Annotated in this window: 11 protein-coding genes; 3 read left to right on the forward strand and 8 right to left on the reverse strand. The window is 54.0% G+C overall.

The features are described 5' to 3' along the window. The first annotated feature begins 244 nt into the window (after positions 1-244). The 3 genes from DP091_RS22020 to DP091_RS22030 all read left to right on the forward strand — a co-directional run bounded on the left by DP091_RS22020 (position 245) and on the right by DP091_RS22030 (position 2,864). Entirely contained in the window at positions 245-790 is a 546-nt protein-coding gene (locus DP091_RS22020) for a PadR family transcriptional regulator (protein ID WP_113060279.1), read from the forward strand. Between the two features lie 44 nt (positions 791-834). Then, positions 835-1,986 carry an MFS transporter gene (locus tag DP091_RS22025; RefSeq protein WP_113060280.1) on the forward strand — a complete coding sequence of 384 codons (1,152 nt, stop codon included), beginning with the start codon at positions 835-837 and terminating at the stop codon, positions 1,984-1,986. A 251-nt stretch (positions 1,987-2,237) separates the two neighbouring features. Then, positions 2,238-2,864: a DUF3298 and DUF4163 domain-containing protein gene (locus DP091_RS22030; RefSeq protein WP_113060281.1), complete on the forward strand. Its 627-nt coding sequence runs from the start codon at positions 2,238-2,240 to the stop codon at positions 2,862-2,864. Between the two features lie 92 nt (positions 2,865-2,956). Here DP091_RS22030 and htpG read toward each other — a convergent pair whose 3' ends face one another. The 8 genes from htpG to DP091_RS22070 form a co-directional block, all read right to left on the reverse strand. Beyond that, the gene (gene htpG, locus DP091_RS22035) at positions 2,957-4,834 is read right to left on the reverse strand and encodes a molecular chaperone HtpG (protein WP_113060282.1); all 1,878 of its coding nucleotides are present in this window, start codon (positions 4,832-4,834) and stop codon (positions 2,957-2,959) included. Between the two features lie 246 nt (positions 4,835-5,080). Continuing rightward, on the reverse strand, positions 5,081-6,325 hold the full coding sequence (locus DP091_RS22040) for an MFS transporter (RefSeq protein WP_113060283.1): 1,245 nt from the start codon (positions 6,323-6,325) through the stop codon (positions 5,081-5,083). A 53-nt stretch (positions 6,326-6,378) separates the two neighbouring features. After that, positions 6,379-9,477, reverse strand: a complete 3,099-nt coding sequence (locus DP091_RS22045; RefSeq protein WP_113060309.1) for a glycoside hydrolase family 2 TIM barrel-domain containing protein — start codon at positions 9,475-9,477, stop codon at positions 6,379-6,381. A gap of 149 nt (positions 9,478-9,626) precedes the next feature. Further along, entirely contained in the window at positions 9,627-10,439 is an 813-nt protein-coding gene (locus DP091_RS22050) for a carbohydrate ABC transporter permease (protein ID WP_071221250.1), read from the reverse strand. Continuing rightward, entirely contained in the window at positions 10,436-11,443 is a 1,008-nt protein-coding gene (locus DP091_RS22055) for a carbohydrate ABC transporter permease (protein ID WP_113060284.1), read from the reverse strand. The genes DP091_RS22050 and DP091_RS22055 overlap by 4 nt, the downstream gene beginning before the upstream one ends. Before the next feature lie 23 nt (positions 11,444-11,466). Continuing rightward, positions 11,467-12,744: an ABC transporter substrate-binding protein gene (locus DP091_RS22060; protein ID WP_113060285.1), complete on the reverse strand. Its 1,278-nt coding sequence runs from the start codon at positions 12,742-12,744 to the stop codon at positions 11,467-11,469. A gap of 141 nt (positions 12,745-12,885) precedes the next feature. Further along, complete coding sequence (locus tag DP091_RS22065; protein WP_113060286.1) at positions 12,886-14,061, reverse strand: response regulator; 1,176 nt, start codon at positions 14,059-14,061, stop codon at positions 12,886-12,888. Next, positions 14,039-15,784, reverse strand: a complete 1,746-nt coding sequence (locus DP091_RS22070) for a cache domain-containing sensor histidine kinase (RefSeq protein WP_113060287.1) — start codon at positions 15,782-15,784, stop codon at positions 14,039-14,041. The genes DP091_RS22065 and DP091_RS22070 overlap by 23 nt, the downstream gene beginning before the upstream one ends. Positions 15,785-15,853: the final 69 nt, after the last annotated feature.

Genomic DNA, 15,853 nt, shown 5'->3' on the forward strand with positions numbered 1-15,853 from the left:
TTCTCAATACGAGTTGGCTTCTTTCCTCCCCCTTCGCATTCTTCCAGCCGATCCTTCTGGGATCGGCTTCAATTGCTGCACCTCTTCATCCTGAAATTCGGACGATTGCCTACACCTCTCCATCCTGAAATTCGGACAACCGTTATTTGGAGAGCGACTGCCAAGAATATTCTCCCGCCATTGCAATTTTATGTCGCCTCGATATATATTTATATCGATACGACATATTCATGGAGGAGCTCATATGTATGAAATTTTTGTTCTGGGTGAATTGATGACCGGGGATAAACACGGCTATATGCTCCAAGAGATCCTTAAAAATGCAGGCGGGCCGTACCGACAGATCAGCTCCGGAACGTTGTATCCGCTGCTCTCCCGGATGGTGGATAACGGATGGATCCATCTTAGTCTTGACGAATCCGGCGGAGGCAAACGCCCCCGAAAAATCTACGGGATTACCGATTCCGGACGGAATAACTTTCTCGAGCTCATGGAGAAACCCCTGGAATACAACATGGATACAGAGCAGGTATTCCATTTCAAAATGGTCTATTTCCGGTATGTTCCGAAGAAGGTTCGACTCGACTGCCTGGAGCAATATTTAATTTATCTCGAGACTAACCTGCAGCATGTAACGGATTTTGAAGCGAAGATCACGTTCTACAAGCCCGAGCCAAATAAACAACGGCTTCAATTGCTGAGGGTGCTGGATCATCGAAAGCAGATGGCAATGACGAATATCGAGTGGGTCAAGAAAGAAATAACGGCCGTTAAGTCCGAAGAAGACTAGCGTTCTAGCGTTTTTTTACATTGCATATAAGGAGGGATACGAAGATGGAACGTTTATGGACGAAACCGTTTATTCAGATGACGGTCGGGATGCTGTTTCTATTTACGGGCTTCTATCTGCTGCTGCCCACGCTTCCGCTGTATATAAAGCATTTAGGCGGCTCCGAGACTCAAGTGGGCTTGGCGGCCGGCGCGTTCACGCTGACGGCGGTTGTGTTTCGCCCAATGGTTGGGGGATTGGTGGATCGGTACGGCAGGAGAGCTTTTTACATTTGGGGCCTTATCTTCTTTGTTCTTTCGATGTATCTCTACGATTGGGTCGGCAGCATTCTGCTTCTGCTTGCACTGCGGATCCTGCACGGCGCGAGCTGGGCCTTTTCGACAACCTCCATCGGTACCGTCATTACGGATTTAATCCCGGCCTCCCGCCGCGGAGAAGGCATGGGCTGGTATGGAATGGCGATGACGGTGGCGATGGCCATCGGCCCCATGCTGGGGACCTATATTGTCGGTGGATATTCCTTCCGGACGTTGTTTCTTGTCGCTACCGGGCTCTCTCTGATTGCCTTCATAATGGCCTACATGACCAGTGCACCTTATCAAGCCAAACCTTCGGCAGGCCGGATCCAGCTTGTCGAGAAATCCGTTCTCCCTGTCACGGTCGCCATCTTTTTTCTGGCTGTCGCTTACGGGGGAATTACAACTTTCCTCCCGCTGTTTGCCGAGTCCATCCGGGTCAATCCGGGAACCTTTTTCCTGGTGTACGCCGTCGCTCTTACGTTGATTCGGCCCTTTGCCGGAAAGCTGTCGGATCGTTTCGGCGAAGCGGCCGTCATCATTCCGTCCCTTGTCGTAACGGCTGGCGCTCTCATCGTCTTAAGCCTGTCGAGCGGATTGCCCGGACTGATTATCGCCGCTATTCTGTACGGCATCGGCTTCGGCTCGGCCCAGCCCGCTCTTCAAGCAGCCACCCTGCGCATTGCTCCCGAAGATCGGAGAGGCGCAGCCAACGCCTCCTTCATGACCGCATTCGATCTCGGCATCGGGCTTGGCGCGATCCTGCTGGGCCTGGTCTCCGAGCGTATCGGCTATGCATATTTGTTTACGGTTACGGCAGTATCGGTTGTCGTATCCCTGGTCATATTCACGATTTTTGTAAGAAGACTGCTTACTTCTGGCGTTGCGGACAAAGAGTGAAGGCTATCCGATTTCCGGCAAACACGCCCCGGACCGAAACCGCCGCATAAGAGCGTTCTGTCTGCTCGAAAGCCGTTCCGCGGGGATGACCGTGCTTCCGAGCCTCCGAGTTTCCGAGCCTCCAAGCCCGCCAGCCTCCGAGGTTCCGAACTTCCGTGGTTCCGGACTTCCGACCCTCCAGACTTCGTAACCTTCGCGCCCACTTCCGAATAGGCTAACGTATCTGATGTTAGATTGGAGCGATGGTACGCATGGCGCAATTTGTACCGCCGGTAAGCATCCATACCCTCACGCATACGGCACCCGGTCTCGTGATTCATTATCCGCAGGTATACGGCCTCATAAATCCAGGAGCAGAAGAGGCCATCAACCGGTCTATTATTGTTCAAATCCAAGATATGCAGCGCGAACAGCAGCAGATTCAGACCGGCACCAACCCGCAAACGACGGGCACTTTTGAGATCAAAACGAACGAGCGCGGCATCCTTAGCCTCGTGCTGACCAACTACACCTACTCCGAACCTATGGCGCATGGACATACGGTAACGAAAGGCCTGACCTTTTCCACGGCCACCGGTAAATCCTACGCCTTATCCGACCTGTTCCGTCCGGGCTCCAGCTATCAAGCCGTTTTGGCCGCCGAAGTGAACCGTCAGATCAAGGAACGCGGCATTCCCGTGCTGGAGAGCGGTCCCGTCACCGTTTCGCCGAATCAGGACTTCTATCTGGCAGATAAGTCACTGGTCATCTTCTATCCGCTATACGCCATCACGCCGTACTATGTCGGCTTTCCGATGTTCCCGATATCGGTATATGACCTCTTGGGCATGGCGCCCGAGAACGGATTGTTATCGGATCTTGCCGGAGACGTGGCGTAGGGAGGATAGGCATAAAAAACAAACCCGATTCCCTGGTGCCATACCAGCGTTTCGGGTTTGTTTATTATCATCGCATGAGCCAGCTACGACGGTTACACCATGATTTTGCAAATATCGTTCGTGAACTCCACCGGATCGGCAATCGGCAAGCCTTCGATCAGCAGCGCCTGATTGTATAGGAGATTCGTGTAGAGCTTCAGCTTATCCTGATCCGCTTGCTGTGCCTTCAGGGATTTGAACACCTCATGGTTCGTGTTAATCTCCAGCACCTTGTCGGCTTGGATATCCTGTCCGTTCGGCATCGCCTTCAAGATCTTCTCCATCTCAATCGAGACATCACCCTCCGTGGACAGGCATACCGGATGGGATTTCAGTCGTTTGGAGGCCTTTACGGATTTCACCTTGCCGGCCAAGAGGCTGCCCATAGCTTCAAAGAGCTCCTTATTGTCGTTCTCTTCAGCTTCATTCTCCTGTTTGTCCGTCTCGGAATCGAGGCCAAGATCGCCGCTGGATACCGACTTGAATTCCTTCTCCTTGTATTTCATGAGCATCTTGATCGCAAACTCATCGACATCGTCGGTGAAGTACAGAATTTCATAACCTTTGTCGAGCACCATTTCCGTCTGCGGGAGCTTCTGGATCCGGTCGATGGAATCACCGGAAGCATAATAGATATACTTCTGATCCTCCGGCATCCTCGATACGTACTCGTCCAGGGAGACCAGCTTCTTCTCCTTGGAGGAAGTGAACAGCAACAAATCTTGAAGATCTTCCTTGTTCATTCCGTAATCGTTGTAGACGCCGAATTTCAGGCCTCTGCCGAAGGATGCAAAGAACTTCTCGTAATTCTCCCGCTCGTCCTTCATCATGCCTTGCAGCGCGCTTTTCACTTTGCTCTTGATGTTCTTGGCAATCAGCGTCAGCTGACGGTCATGCTGGAGCATCTCGCGTGAGATGTTCAGCGACAGATCCTCGGAATCGACCATCCCTTTCACGAAGCTGAAGTAGTCCGGCAGCAGGTCGCCGCATTTGTCCATGATCAGGACGCCGTTGGAATAGAGCTCAAGCCCTTTCTCGTATTCCTTGGTGTAATAATCGAACGGCGTATTCTCGGGAATGAACAGAATCGCGTTATACACGACGGCACCGTCCGCTTTGACATGAATGTGTTTGAGCGGTTTATCGAAGCCGTACCGTTTCTCGTTGTAGAAATTCACGTAATCTTCGTCCGTCAGCTCGCCTTTGTTCTTGCGCCAGATCGGCACCATGCTGTTGATGGTCTGCTCTTCCTGGACTTCCTCGAACTCATTCTCGGCATCAGCCTTCGGACGCTGCGTTTTCACGTCCATCTTGATCGGATAACGGATGAAGTCCGAGTACTTCTTGATGATCGCTCTTAAGCGGTATTCTTCCAAATACTCGTCATACTGATCATCTTCCGTGTTCTCTTTAATCTTCAGAACGATCTCGGTTCCGACGGAATCCTTATCGGCCGGCGTAATGGTGTATCCATCCGCGCCTTCGGATTCCCACTTGAACGCTTCGTCGCTGCCGAGGGCACGGCTCGTCACGGTAACGACATCGGCAACCATGAAGGCGGAATAGAAACCTACGCCGAATTGGCCGATGATATTGTGGCCGTCCTTCGCTTCGTTCTCAGTCTTGAATGCAAGGGAACCGCTCTTGGCAATGATGCCGAGGTTGTTCTCGAGGTCTTCCTTTGTCATTCCGATCCCCGTATCGGTAATGGTCAGCGTACGGTTTGCTTTATCTGCGGTAATCTTAACGTAATAGTCTTCTTTATTAAAGGTCAAGTTGTCGTCGGTCAGCGCTTTATAGTAAATCTTGTCGATCGCGTCGCTGGCATTTGAAATCAGCTCACGCAGAAAAATTTCGCGCTGCGTATAGATGGAATTAATCATCATCTCGAGCAGCCGTTTGGACTCAGCTTTAAACTGTTTTTTCGCCATGAAAAAATCTCCCTTCCAATCTGAACGAGGTTCTTTTTAGCACTCTTTACAGCAGAGTGCTAACACTTCTTCTATTTAAACATGTACCAATTTTTGATGTCAATATGTTTAAAGACTTTCCCTGGAACAAATACGAAATTCAGCCTGCAGCAGTGAAGCAGACACCGTAATGAATTTGAAAGAGCCTGCTGCAATTGGCAAAAAGGCCGCCTAAAAGGGGATTCCCTCTTAGGCGGCCCTTCACATTCATGGCTCGATACCGCTGTTTATTCTCTTGGATAAGACAGGGCGAATCCACCATACGTAATACAGGCCGCATAGGAGCAGCACGCCGGCCGTGGCCAGAAAGGGAAGCCGATAATCCTGCCGGGCCAGGATCAGTCCGGCAACAAAGGTTGCCCCGGACGAGCCTAAACTCCGGAATACCGACCTCATGCCGGCGTACAGATTCCGTTCCTTTTCATTAAAGGCCGACATCAGCAGACTGTCCAGCAGATTGGACAGCATGGTCACGCCGCCGCCCCGCAGTAGAAACAGCCCAATAAACAGCCATACGGGGAGAATCATGTATAGAGCGGCAAACAGCACAATATTAACGATAAATACCGAGATAATGGCCGTGTTATAACCGAACCTCTCCATGACGTACGGCGTCATCAGTGAACATATAAACAGCAGGATCGCGCCGATGGCCAGAATCAGGGATACCTGGTCGTCCATCCAATCCAGGCGGAACTTCACGATGACGTTCAGGAATGAGCCGGTCATGGCGATACAGCCGCCGAGCAGCGCCGTAAACACGGCGAACAGCCACAAGGTCCCGGAGGATAGAGGTCCCATTAGCCTGGAGATGCCTCTCGAAGGTGAAGCAGCTGCCGCCGCTGCCTCCTCTGAAGCCTTGTTCTCGGCAGGCAGCCAGAACGCCCGGATGACGCCGTGAAGCACAAGCACCAGCCCGGTCAGCAGAAGCGACACTTCATAACCTCTGCTTCCTTCAAAACCCTTCGAGATATATCCTGCCGCCAGCGTTCCGAGACCCGTGAAAGCCGTAAAGACGGCAAACATCAAGGAAAATGCACGGGCTTCCTCCTTACGGGAACGGCAATAATGGAAGAGAAGCTGGATCTCCGTCGTCTCCACCAGCGTCAAGCCGGCAGACACCAATATTTGAGCGGCATAGAACCACAGCAATTCATCGCTGACGGCAAACAGCGCATTGCCCGCGGCAATAAAGAATACGCCGGTAACCAGCAGTTTTTTTCTTCCGGTCCGGTTAGCGAGCAGGGATACCGGAATGGCGAGAACGCCCATGATCAGTATGCCCATCGATACCAACGCGCCGATCTCGTCCTCCCTTAGCCCCCGGAAGAGCAGATGCAGATTCAGGACGAGTGTATAGAGACCGATTCCGATGCCGTAGAAGGCCTCGCTTATCAGGAACCGGCGCACCCCCGTAGACAGCTGCAGCAGGTCTTTGATGTAAAAGGACATGTTATTCCCCTTCTCCAGAAAATCCGAAAACGATCTGAAATGAAATCAGTCGGTTACTTGTATAATTCCGCTTCCGAGCGCATCCGCCGGCTCAGCCGTACCGGGTCGGTATCCTCGGCAGCGTGAGCCTTCAGCAGCATGCGGAACGAGAACGGCTCCGGCTTGATTGAGTGCTCGGGAGTCTGTGCCGGACCGCAGCTGTTGCTGCCAAGCCCGTTCTGCCGGTAATCCAGGTTCAGCGTAATGAAACTGCGCGGAACAAGATCGCTGGCATGCGCCGCGGCCTCGACATCCTGATCGGCGTACCGGCTCGCACTGAAGTTCAGGGCGGGCTCGCCAACGGCGAGAAGCCCCATTCCCGCGCCATCCGCGAGCGAGATCCAGCGGACATCCGATCGGTTCCCATTCTCCTGCGGATAAATATAAGACGTGAACAAGCCGTCCACGGTGCTGCGGTATTCCCCGAACCGTCCCGCTTCCAGACTGTCCGGGTAGCTTTCCCCAGGTCCTCTGCCGTACCACCGGACATGTTCCATGTCGCCCGGGACCTGCATTTGCAATCCGATTTTCGGCAGCATGGCAGGCGGCGTGCCGATCGGCTCACCCTTCACGTCCATGATGATCAGGCCGCTGGAGGTGATCGTATAGGTCGTTTCGCATCGGAAGCCCCAGTCATATACCGGCGGGGCAATGCGGGAAACCCGCCGTACCTCAACGCATTCCTGGTCTAATCGCTTCCATTCGAAATGATCGATCCGTTCAGAGAGCCGGTCCAGATGGGCCTTGCGCCAATCCGGGAGCACGTACATATCGTTATCGATCGGCGGACGCCAGAAGTTCAGCGCGGGACCGCCAAGCATGATTCTTTTGCCATGCAGGGATAAGCCTTGGAAGCCTGAACGGAGAGCGCTGAGTGACAACTGAAAGCTTCCATTCCCCACTTGAAGGCTATGCTTCTCCTCGCTAATCTGCAAGGGGCCCCGCCGAAGGGCAGCCGTTGACTCGAATTCTGGCTTGGACGATTCCCGCAGCAGCAACTGAGACCACGCCACCTCATGTCCCCGTTCCGCCCAGCGGCAGTCCGCAGCCAGCGAGAGGGATACCTCAAGCCACAGCTCGGCATAAGGACTCACGCCTATTGTCGCCTGCTCCAAAACCTTCGAGAGGCTAAGCTCCGCGCTTGTGCCTGCTTCGATGCGGGGAAGCTCCAGTACTCCGCTGTGGACAAGCTGCCCGTCGGACAGTACCCGGTAATGGGCCTGCAAATGATCCAGCGAAATGAAATCATAACGGTTCATGATATGAAGCACACCATGACTTCCCATCGTCATACGGACCGGTTCTATAACCTTTTTGTATTCCAGAAGCCCGGGTGAAGGCGTCCGGTCCGGACGAACCAAACCGTCAATGACAAAATTGCCGTTGTTCGGCACATCGCCGTAATCGCCGCCGTATGCATAATCCTTCTTGCCGTCCGGAGTCCTTCTGCTCAGCCCGTGATCGATCCATTCCCATACGAAGCCGCCCGCCAGGCGGGGATGCGCTTCAAAGGTATCGAAGTAGGGGCGCAGTCCGCCGGGCCCGTTGCCCATCGCGTGCGCGAATTCGCACAGAATATGCGGCTTGGGATGGTCGGTCATTTTGCCGAAGCCTTCCATCTTCTCGACGGAGGAATACATCGTGCTCACTACATCGCACACCTCGGCTTCACGGTCCTCCTCGTAATGGATCAGTCTCGTGGGATCATTCTCCCGGCACCAATCCGCCATTGCGCGGAAATTGCAGCCGAAGCCGGATTCGTTGCCGAGGGACCAGAACAGCACGGACGGATGATTTTTGTCCCGTTCCACCATCCGGCGGACGCGGTCCACGTACGCTTCCTTCCACTCGGGATCGTCGCTCAGGCGCGAAATGTTGCCAAGCGGCTCGAAGCCGTGGGTTTCCAGATCCGTCTCTTCCATCACGTACAGCCCATACACGTCGCACAGCTCGTAAAACCGCGGATCATTCGGATAATGCGCCGTCCGTACGGCGTTGATGTTGTGCTGCTTCATCAAGCGGATGTCCTCCCGCATCGTGGACAAGGTGACGGTTCGGCCCGTGTCCGGATGATGGTCATGGCGGTTGACCCCTTTCAGCAGGATCGCCCTGCCGTTAACGAGGAGCTGTCCGTCCTTTACTTCGATGGTGCGGAAGCCGACGCGCTGCGCAACCGTCTCCAGCGTCTCCCCCTGAGCATTCCGCAGAGTGATCACCAGATGATACAGTGCCGGTGACTCGGCACTCCATAAATCCGGACCGGCTACCTCGATCGCAAAGTCCTCCACGGCGGCGTGCCCGACGTCTTTGCCGGTTGATCCCACTTCCGCTCCGTCTCCATTCAACAGCCGCAACTGGGCGGAGCCGCGCGCTCTTCCTTCCAGTTCCAAACGCACCTGCAGCTTGGCGTTCAGATACTCCGCATCCAGCTCGGTCGTTACGCGGAAGTCGTGGATGCGAAGCTCCGACGGCTCGGCAACCAGATACACATCCCGGAAAATGCCGCTCATCCACCACATGTCCTGATCTTCCAGATAGCTTCCATCGGACCACTGGTATACCCGGACGGACATCCTGTTTACCCCAGGCTTTAAATAAGGCGTCAGATCGAATTCCGAGGTCAGCCGACTGCCTTGGCTGTAACCGATAAACGACCCGTTCAGCCACACATGAAACGCGCTGTCCACCCCGTCGAATTTGACGCAAATCTTTCTGCCGTCCCAATGTTCCGGAAGCTCGAACTCGCGTACGTAACTTCCGGTCGGATTCGCATTTGGCACATGCGGCGGATCCACAGGGAACGGATAGTACAGGTCCGTGTAATGCGGATGCCCGTAGCCCTGCAGCTGCCAGTGTCCCGGAACCGGAAGGTCATACCAGGCCGATACATCGTAATCCTCTTGATAAAATGCTTCAGGAGCGCTTTCCGGCTCCTCGGCATAGTGGAATTTCCACACCCCGTTCAGCGATTGGTACCAGGCCGAGCTTCCTCTGTCATAACTGAGCGCTCCGTCCTCATTCACAAACGGAATGAAACAGGCCCGGCTCTTCGCCCGGTTCCGTTCCAGCACGCTCAGGTCATCCCAGTCGCGGCTTATATGACGGTCTTTCATCATGTCTCTCCATCCTTTCCCAAGCGGTCTAAGCTTCTAGAGGTCGCTCAAAAAGTCATCTGTCCATGACTTTTTGAACACGTACAACTATGTTCGGATATTGCATCATGCTGCATCGATCGTGGATGCCTATTATCAACCGGCACCGTTTATCCCTTGATCCCCGTCGTGGCAATGCCGCCAACGATATAACGCTGCGCGAAGAAAAAGACGGCCAGCGGCGGAATCGAGATCAGGCAGGTGATGGCCATGATGGATTGCATGTCGACGCCGTGCATGCCCTTGAATTGGGATAACCCCAGCGTCAGCGTATATTTCGTCTGATCGTTCAGGAAGATGAGCGGACCCAGATAATCGTTCCAGCAGCTCATCATATGGAACACGGCCACCAGAATGAGTGAGGGTCCCATTAGCGGCACGATGATCCGCAGCAGAACGGTCATTTTGCCCGCCCCGTCAATCGTTGCCGCTTCATCCAGCTCCTTCGGCAAGGTCATGATGAACTGGCGCAGCAGAAAAATAAAGTAGGCGGAACCAAACCAGGACGGAACAATCAGCGGTTTGAGCGTATTGATCCAGCCCAGGTAGTTGAATTCCATATACTGCGGAATCATGGTCACTTCCCACGGAATCATCATGGTGGCAAGCACGATCAGAAACAGCGCATCCCGCCCCTTGAACTGAAACCGGGCGAACCCGTACGCCACCAGCGTGCACGATATGAGCTGACCGAGCGTCGACAGCAGTGTCACGATCAGCGTATTTTTCAAAAACAGGTTAAACGGCTGAATGCTCCAGGCTTCCGCAAAATTGCTGAATCTCCACACGGAAGGAAACCATTTTGGAGGAAACAGATACAGCTCCTGCTGCGACTTCAGCGCTGTTGTGATAGCCCAGAAGAGCGGAGCAATGAACAACAGCGAGCACAAGATGAGCAGCGTGTAAGTAATTACTTTTTTCATGCGGAACGCCCCTTTCTGCCGGCAGGCACGTCTGCTTTGGCACGCTTCGGCTTCGCCTTCTCCTTCTTCATCTCGCCCTCATAGAACACCCAGGCCTCCGAGGACTTAAACACAAGGAACGTCAGCGTTAGCACGATCAGGAACATAAACCAGGCGTTGGCTGCGGAATAACCCATCTTGAAGTACTTGAATGCATTCTCGTACATGTACATCGCATAGAAAAACGTCGACTTCAGCGGGCCCCCGCCCGTAAGCAGAAGCGCCAGCGTCAGCTGCTGGAAGGCAGCAATGATGGACGTGATCAGGTTGAACAGCAAGGTTGGCGTGATCATCGGGATGGTCACATTGAAGAACTGCCTGATCTTGCCTGCCCCATCCATCGAGGCCGACTCATACAGGTCCTTCGGAATTCCCTTGAGACCCGCCAGAAAAATAAGCATCATCGAGCCCTGTCCCCACAGGCTTGCAATGACCATGGCGACCAGGGACCACTTCGTATCGTTCAGCCAATCCGGCCCTTCGATGCCGACAAGCGATAAGAAAAAATTCAGGATCCCGTAATCCCCGCTGTACACCCAGGACCAGATCATGGCGAGGGCTACGCCGGAAATGACAGACGGCAGGTAGAAGGCAGTGCGGAAGAACGCGCTCCCTTTTACCTTCTGATTGAGCAGCATGGCGAGTCCCAGAGCCACGATGATGTTCAGCGGCACGAACAAAGCCGCGAATTTTAACGTAACCAGCAGCGATTTCCAGAACAGCGGATCGTTCGAGAACATCTCCACATAGTTGTCGATGCCGACAAAGGTCACTTGGCCTACGATCGGCCAATCAAAAAACGAAATGACGAGGGAAAACAGCAGCGGACCAAGCGTAAAAACCAGGAATCCGAATATCCATGGAAAAATGAAGAGGTAGGGCACGGCCCCACCCCATCGTTTTGGTCCAAGTCGCTTCGGGGCCGCTGTCTGCTGTTGTGAGTAAGGCGCATGAGTGTGGGCCATTTTCGCGAACCTTCTTTCTTCGTTTATTTCAAATAGCGTTCGCTATCCTTCACCGCCTGGTCCAGAACCTCCTGGGCATCGCTGCCGAACATGACGGATTCCACGGCTGCCGACAGCTGGCGGTTGACTTCGTTCCATTTCGGATTCAGCAGGAAGGCCGGCGTATTGTCCGAACGCTCCAGCATCGTGTAATACGGCTTGTAGAGCGGATCCTGGTCCTTCTTCAGCTCGTTGACCACGCTGACCCGGACCGGCAGATCGGCCACGCGCATTTTGATCGCTTCATCCGATACGTAGAACTTGATGAATTCCCACGCCAGATCCTTGTTCTTGGAATCCTTCGCTATGGATAACGCGGATTCGGCCAACACGCCCTTCACAGGCTTGCCCTCGAAGGCCGGCATCTCCACCGTACCCACATCGATTCCGGCTTCCCTGAAGGATTCCAGCGGCCAGATGCCGCTCTCCCACATGGCAATTTTGCCGGCTTTGAAAATATCCTCACCGCTCTGCTGCCCTTTGCCTCCAGTCAGTACGGCTGAGCCGTTCTTCAGCATATCGCCCAGCATCTGAATGGCTTCCGCCGTTTCCTTGCTGTTCATGTATCCTTCAATCGTTGTCCCGTCCTCCGAAATAAAGGAACCGCCGTTGCTCCATACGAACCCTTGAAGGTCATACGTATCATTCTCGGCCCGAACGCCGAAGCCGTACTGCTTCTTGGATTTATCCGTCAGCTTCTGGGCGATTTCCTGGAATTCCGTCCACGTCCATCCATCGCTCGGGTAGGGAATGCCCGCATCGTCGAACATCTTCTTGTTGTAGTACACCACCCGGGTCGTAAAGCCCGCCGGGATTCCATACAGCTGATTATCAATCTTGCCGTAGTTAAACAATCCTTGGTAAAAATCATCGATATTCAAGTCCTCGTCCTTGGACGCGTAGGAATCCAGCGGCTCCAGGGACTGGTGATACGTCGGAAAATCCCACATGTACATCACGTCCGGCGGATTGGCTGCGCCAAATCCAGCGGCCAGCTTCTGATCGAATCCGTCTGCATATGCCTCCACCTGTACCTTGGTTCCTGGATGCGACTCCTCGAACTTCTTGGCGATCTCTTGTTCAATCTTCAGCGCATCCCCGGTATCCCAGGTAGCGAAGCGAAGCGTCGTTGCCGCGCCCGATGCATCGCCGTCCGGCTCCTTCGATGCCCCGGTCCCGCCGCTGCCGCCGCATGCGGCCAGCAAGGATGCCATTAACGTCATCACCGAAACCAACGCGATCCATGACATTTTCTTTTTCATATTGTCAGCTCCCCTAAAGTATTGAGTTGATATGAATTGAACCGCTTTCATCATAACTCGGATGAAAGCGGTTCAAAACGTGCGCTGATTCGCAGATGATCGTATTTTTGTTCGAACTTGTATAGACGGGTGTTCATTTGTTTACGATGGTTCCCCTTTTTGTTCGGCACGGTATTGACTTGGCGTCTGACCCGTGCAGCGCTTGAACCATTTGCTGAAATATTTGCTGTCGCCAAGCCCGGTCTTCTCGGCAATCTCCTGCATCGTTAAGGAGGTTTCGCGCAGCAGACCATAGGCGAGACGTAGCTTGCGTTTATATTGGAATGTGATGAAGCTGTCGCCAACCGTTTTCTTGAACAGGATCGAAAAATGGCTGCGGCTCAGCCCCACCTGATGGGCCAGCTCCGCCGCCGACCACTCGTCCGCGGGATGTTCGTGCAGCAGATGAACCGCCTGCAGGATCGGCTCCGGCCAATGCTCGCCGCTCAGACCGTACACCCGTTCCAGCTCGGCTTCCTTGTGCAAGGATTGAAAGGCCGCCTGCACATCCATTAAATCGTGAAGACATTCCCGCGAATTCCAGGTGAGCTTCCCGCACCGGCTCTTGATCTCCACAAGCAGGCTGTCTGCCGCACCCTTAAACTTCTCCGGTACGGCCCAATAACAGCTGTCCGCCCCGTAAGGAATCAGCTTGCTGCTGCGTAAACCCGGCTCATCGATGCCCTTCTCCTGCAGCAGGTGCTCCCAACTGCCGCTGCAGCCCGCCGTTTTGATCAGATACAGCGTGATGGGCTTGCCCTCTCCCAGCCCGACGCGGCTGCAAAGCTTTCGGAGTTCTCCTGGGAAACGGTCACTGTGCCCGTAAAGCCAAGCAAACAGGTGAGCAGAAACCTGCTCTTCCAACTCGTTCCCGTAGGCCGGCGTATCGGACAGCTCTCGCTGGAATTTTCCCAGCATCGCTTCGAGCTCTTCGTCCTCGAAGGCGGTTTTCAGGAGATATCCCGAAGCGCCAAGCCGCATCCCCTCTTGAGCATATTCGAAATCCCGGTGACAGCTAAGCAGAATGATCCGGGTTTCCGGTGCAACCTCCTTCACCTTGCGCGACAGCTCGATCCCATCCATCTCCGGCATGACAATATCCGTAATGACCACCTGCGGACGAAACTCCAGAAAAGCCTCCCAGGCCGCCTGACCATTGGGGCTGTCTGCCACAACCTCCATCCCGAACCGGTCCCACGGGACCGTGGAGCGGAGTCCCTTCCGCACAATGCTCTCATCGTCGGCAATCATCACCTTAATGTTTCCTGCTTTCATCATCGCAAGACTCCTCCTTTTTCGGCCAGCGTATAGTAATCGTTGTTCCTTCTCCCTTAACCGAATGCACCTTGAGACCGTATAGAGGGCCAAAATGCAGCTTGAATTTCTGATCGGCGTTCCGCACGCCAAGCCCGCCGCGTCCCTTCCGCTTCATCTCCGGCGAGAATAACCGGGCGAGTTTCTCCTCCTTGATGCCGGCTCCGTTATCGCGAAGCGTAAGCACCAGCTCGTCCTGATCCTCCTCGACCTTGACCTGTATCTCTCCCTGACCATCGGTGAAGGCATGGAAAAAAATATTCTCGAACAGCGGCTGAAGCGTCATCCGGGGAATCAAATAAGGCAACAGCGCCTCATCGCAATCCAGCTCATAACGGAACACCTCGCCGTACCGGATCTCCTGGATTTTCAGAAAGTGACCGATCATGCGCAGCTCCCTGTTCAGCGTGACGAGCTCCTGTGAAATATCCAAATTCCCCTCCAGCACCATCGTCAGATGATACAGCATCTGGCGAATGTCCTCCGCGCCTTCCAGCCTGGCTTTCCACTGGATGGAGTTGAGTGTGTTGAACAGGAGATGGGGATTGATCTGATAATGGAATGCGCGCAGCTCCGCCTCTTTTTTCAGCCTTTCGCTCTGCTCCACCTCGCCAATCAGCGTCTGCACGCCCGTAACCATCCGGTTAAAACTCATATCGAGGCTGCCCAGCTCATCCCTCCCCTCGATTGGCGTCCGGGTATCCAGCTTGCCGAAGCTCACCTTCTGCATCGAATCCTTCAAGGTCCGGATTCGCGAGGTGAACCGGGAGGAGAACAGATAGGCGATGCCAAAAGCGAGCAAGCAGGAGACGGTGGCAACAACCATCGTGTTCGCCCGGATAATGCCCGAGGATTGATAGAACGCCTTGGCGGGAATTCTGGCTTCCATGGTCCATTGATTGACGTCAAGCGTCCGCGACCAGGTCACATCGTTGTCATGGGGCGTATACGGAGCATCCGTCTCATACACGATCGTGCCGTCCGGCGATGTAATAAGCAGGTGGGCATGCGTGTCGGCCTCGAACTTCGCATAACCGCGCAGCAGCTCCTCGGCATTCTCCTCGATCAGAATGATGCTGCCGTCCTGTGCCTTGTCGGGGTGATGGATCGGCACCGCCAATCCAAGGACGGGCACGTTGTCGCTATCGCTGCTCTTGATGGAATGATCCTGTTGATAATAACCGAGCCAATAAGTCCCGGCATATGCCTTCGGCCTCGTGTTCCACAGCGGAATATTTCCGAGTTTGTTCACATCGAGATTGTTCTCTCCATAGTAATAGCCGGAGGACGTTATGATGTAAATTCCTGCTGTCAGCTGCGTCCGAAGAGACTTTAACAACGATTCAAAGTCGTTCTTCTCCATGATGTCGCCGTATGTGGATGGCGTCCCGGCTCCGATTCCCGAGTGGCTCGGGTCCAGTAAATAGGAATAGATCGTCTCCGCCGTCTGCTTCATCCGCTCCAATGCCGAACTGGTCTGCTGCTCCAGCTGCGCTACGGCATTATCGCCGTATTTGCCGAACTGGGAGTTAATCACTTTAGCGGATTGAACATAAGAAAGTCCGCCAAGCGAGAACAACGGAATCAGGGTGACGATTAAAAAACAAGTAAGCAGCTTGGTCCGTATACTGTGATAGGTGCCGGTGAACAGCCGGCCCACTCGATCTTTGATCCCCTGAAGATTCATGGTTACTCTCCCCATTGTTGTATCGTATCGTGAAACTTACATCCACTCGTTCGTCATGAGGCAGGGCTG

Origin of the sequence: Paenibacillus sp. MDMC362 (genome assembly GCF_003269305.1) — a bacterium.
Classification (GTDB): Bacteria; Bacillota; Bacilli; order Paenibacillales; family Paenibacillaceae; genus Paenibacillus_AQ.

What these genes read in the sequence shown, in the direction of transcription:
- DP091_RS22020 (WP_113060279.1), top strand. Translation starts at nt 245, where the DNA reads ATGTATGAAATTTTTGTTCTGGGTGAATTGATGACCGGGGATAAACAC.
- DP091_RS22025 (WP_113060280.1), top strand. Translation starts at nt 835, where the DNA reads ATGGAACGTTTATGGACGAAACCGTTTATTCAGATGACGGTCGGGATG.
- DP091_RS22030 (WP_113060281.1), top strand. Translation starts at nt 2,238, where the DNA reads ATGGCGCAATTTGTACCGCCGGTAAGCATCCATACCCTCACGCATACG.
- htpG (WP_113060282.1), bottom strand. Translation starts at nt 4,834, where the DNA reads ATGGCGAAAAAACAGTTTAAAGCTGAGTCCAAACGGCTGCTCGAGATG.
- DP091_RS22040 (WP_113060283.1), bottom strand. Translation starts at nt 6,325, where the DNA reads ATGTCCTTTTACATCAAAGACCTGCTGCAGCTGTCTACGGGGGTGCGC.
- DP091_RS22045 (WP_113060309.1), bottom strand. Translation starts at nt 9,477, where the DNA reads ATGAAAGACCGTCATATAAGCCGCGACTGGGATGACCTGAGCGTGCTG.
- DP091_RS22050 (WP_071221250.1), bottom strand. Translation starts at nt 10,439, where the DNA reads ATGAAAAAAGTAATTACTTACACGCTGCTCATCTTGTGCTCGCTGTTG.
- DP091_RS22055 (WP_113060284.1), bottom strand. Translation starts at nt 11,443, where the DNA reads ATGGCCCACACTCATGCGCCTTACTCACAACAGCAGACAGCGGCCCCG.
- DP091_RS22060 (WP_113060285.1), bottom strand. Translation starts at nt 12,744, where the DNA reads ATGAAAAAGAAAATGTCATGGATCGCGTTGGTTTCGGTGATGACGTTA.
- DP091_RS22065 (WP_113060286.1), bottom strand. Translation starts at nt 14,061, where the DNA reads ATGATGAAAGCAGGAAACATTAAGGTGATGATTGCCGACGATGAGAGC.
- DP091_RS22070 (WP_113060287.1), bottom strand. Translation starts at nt 15,784, where the DNA reads ATGAATCTTCAGGGGATCAAAGATCGAGTGGGCCGGCTGTTCACCGGC.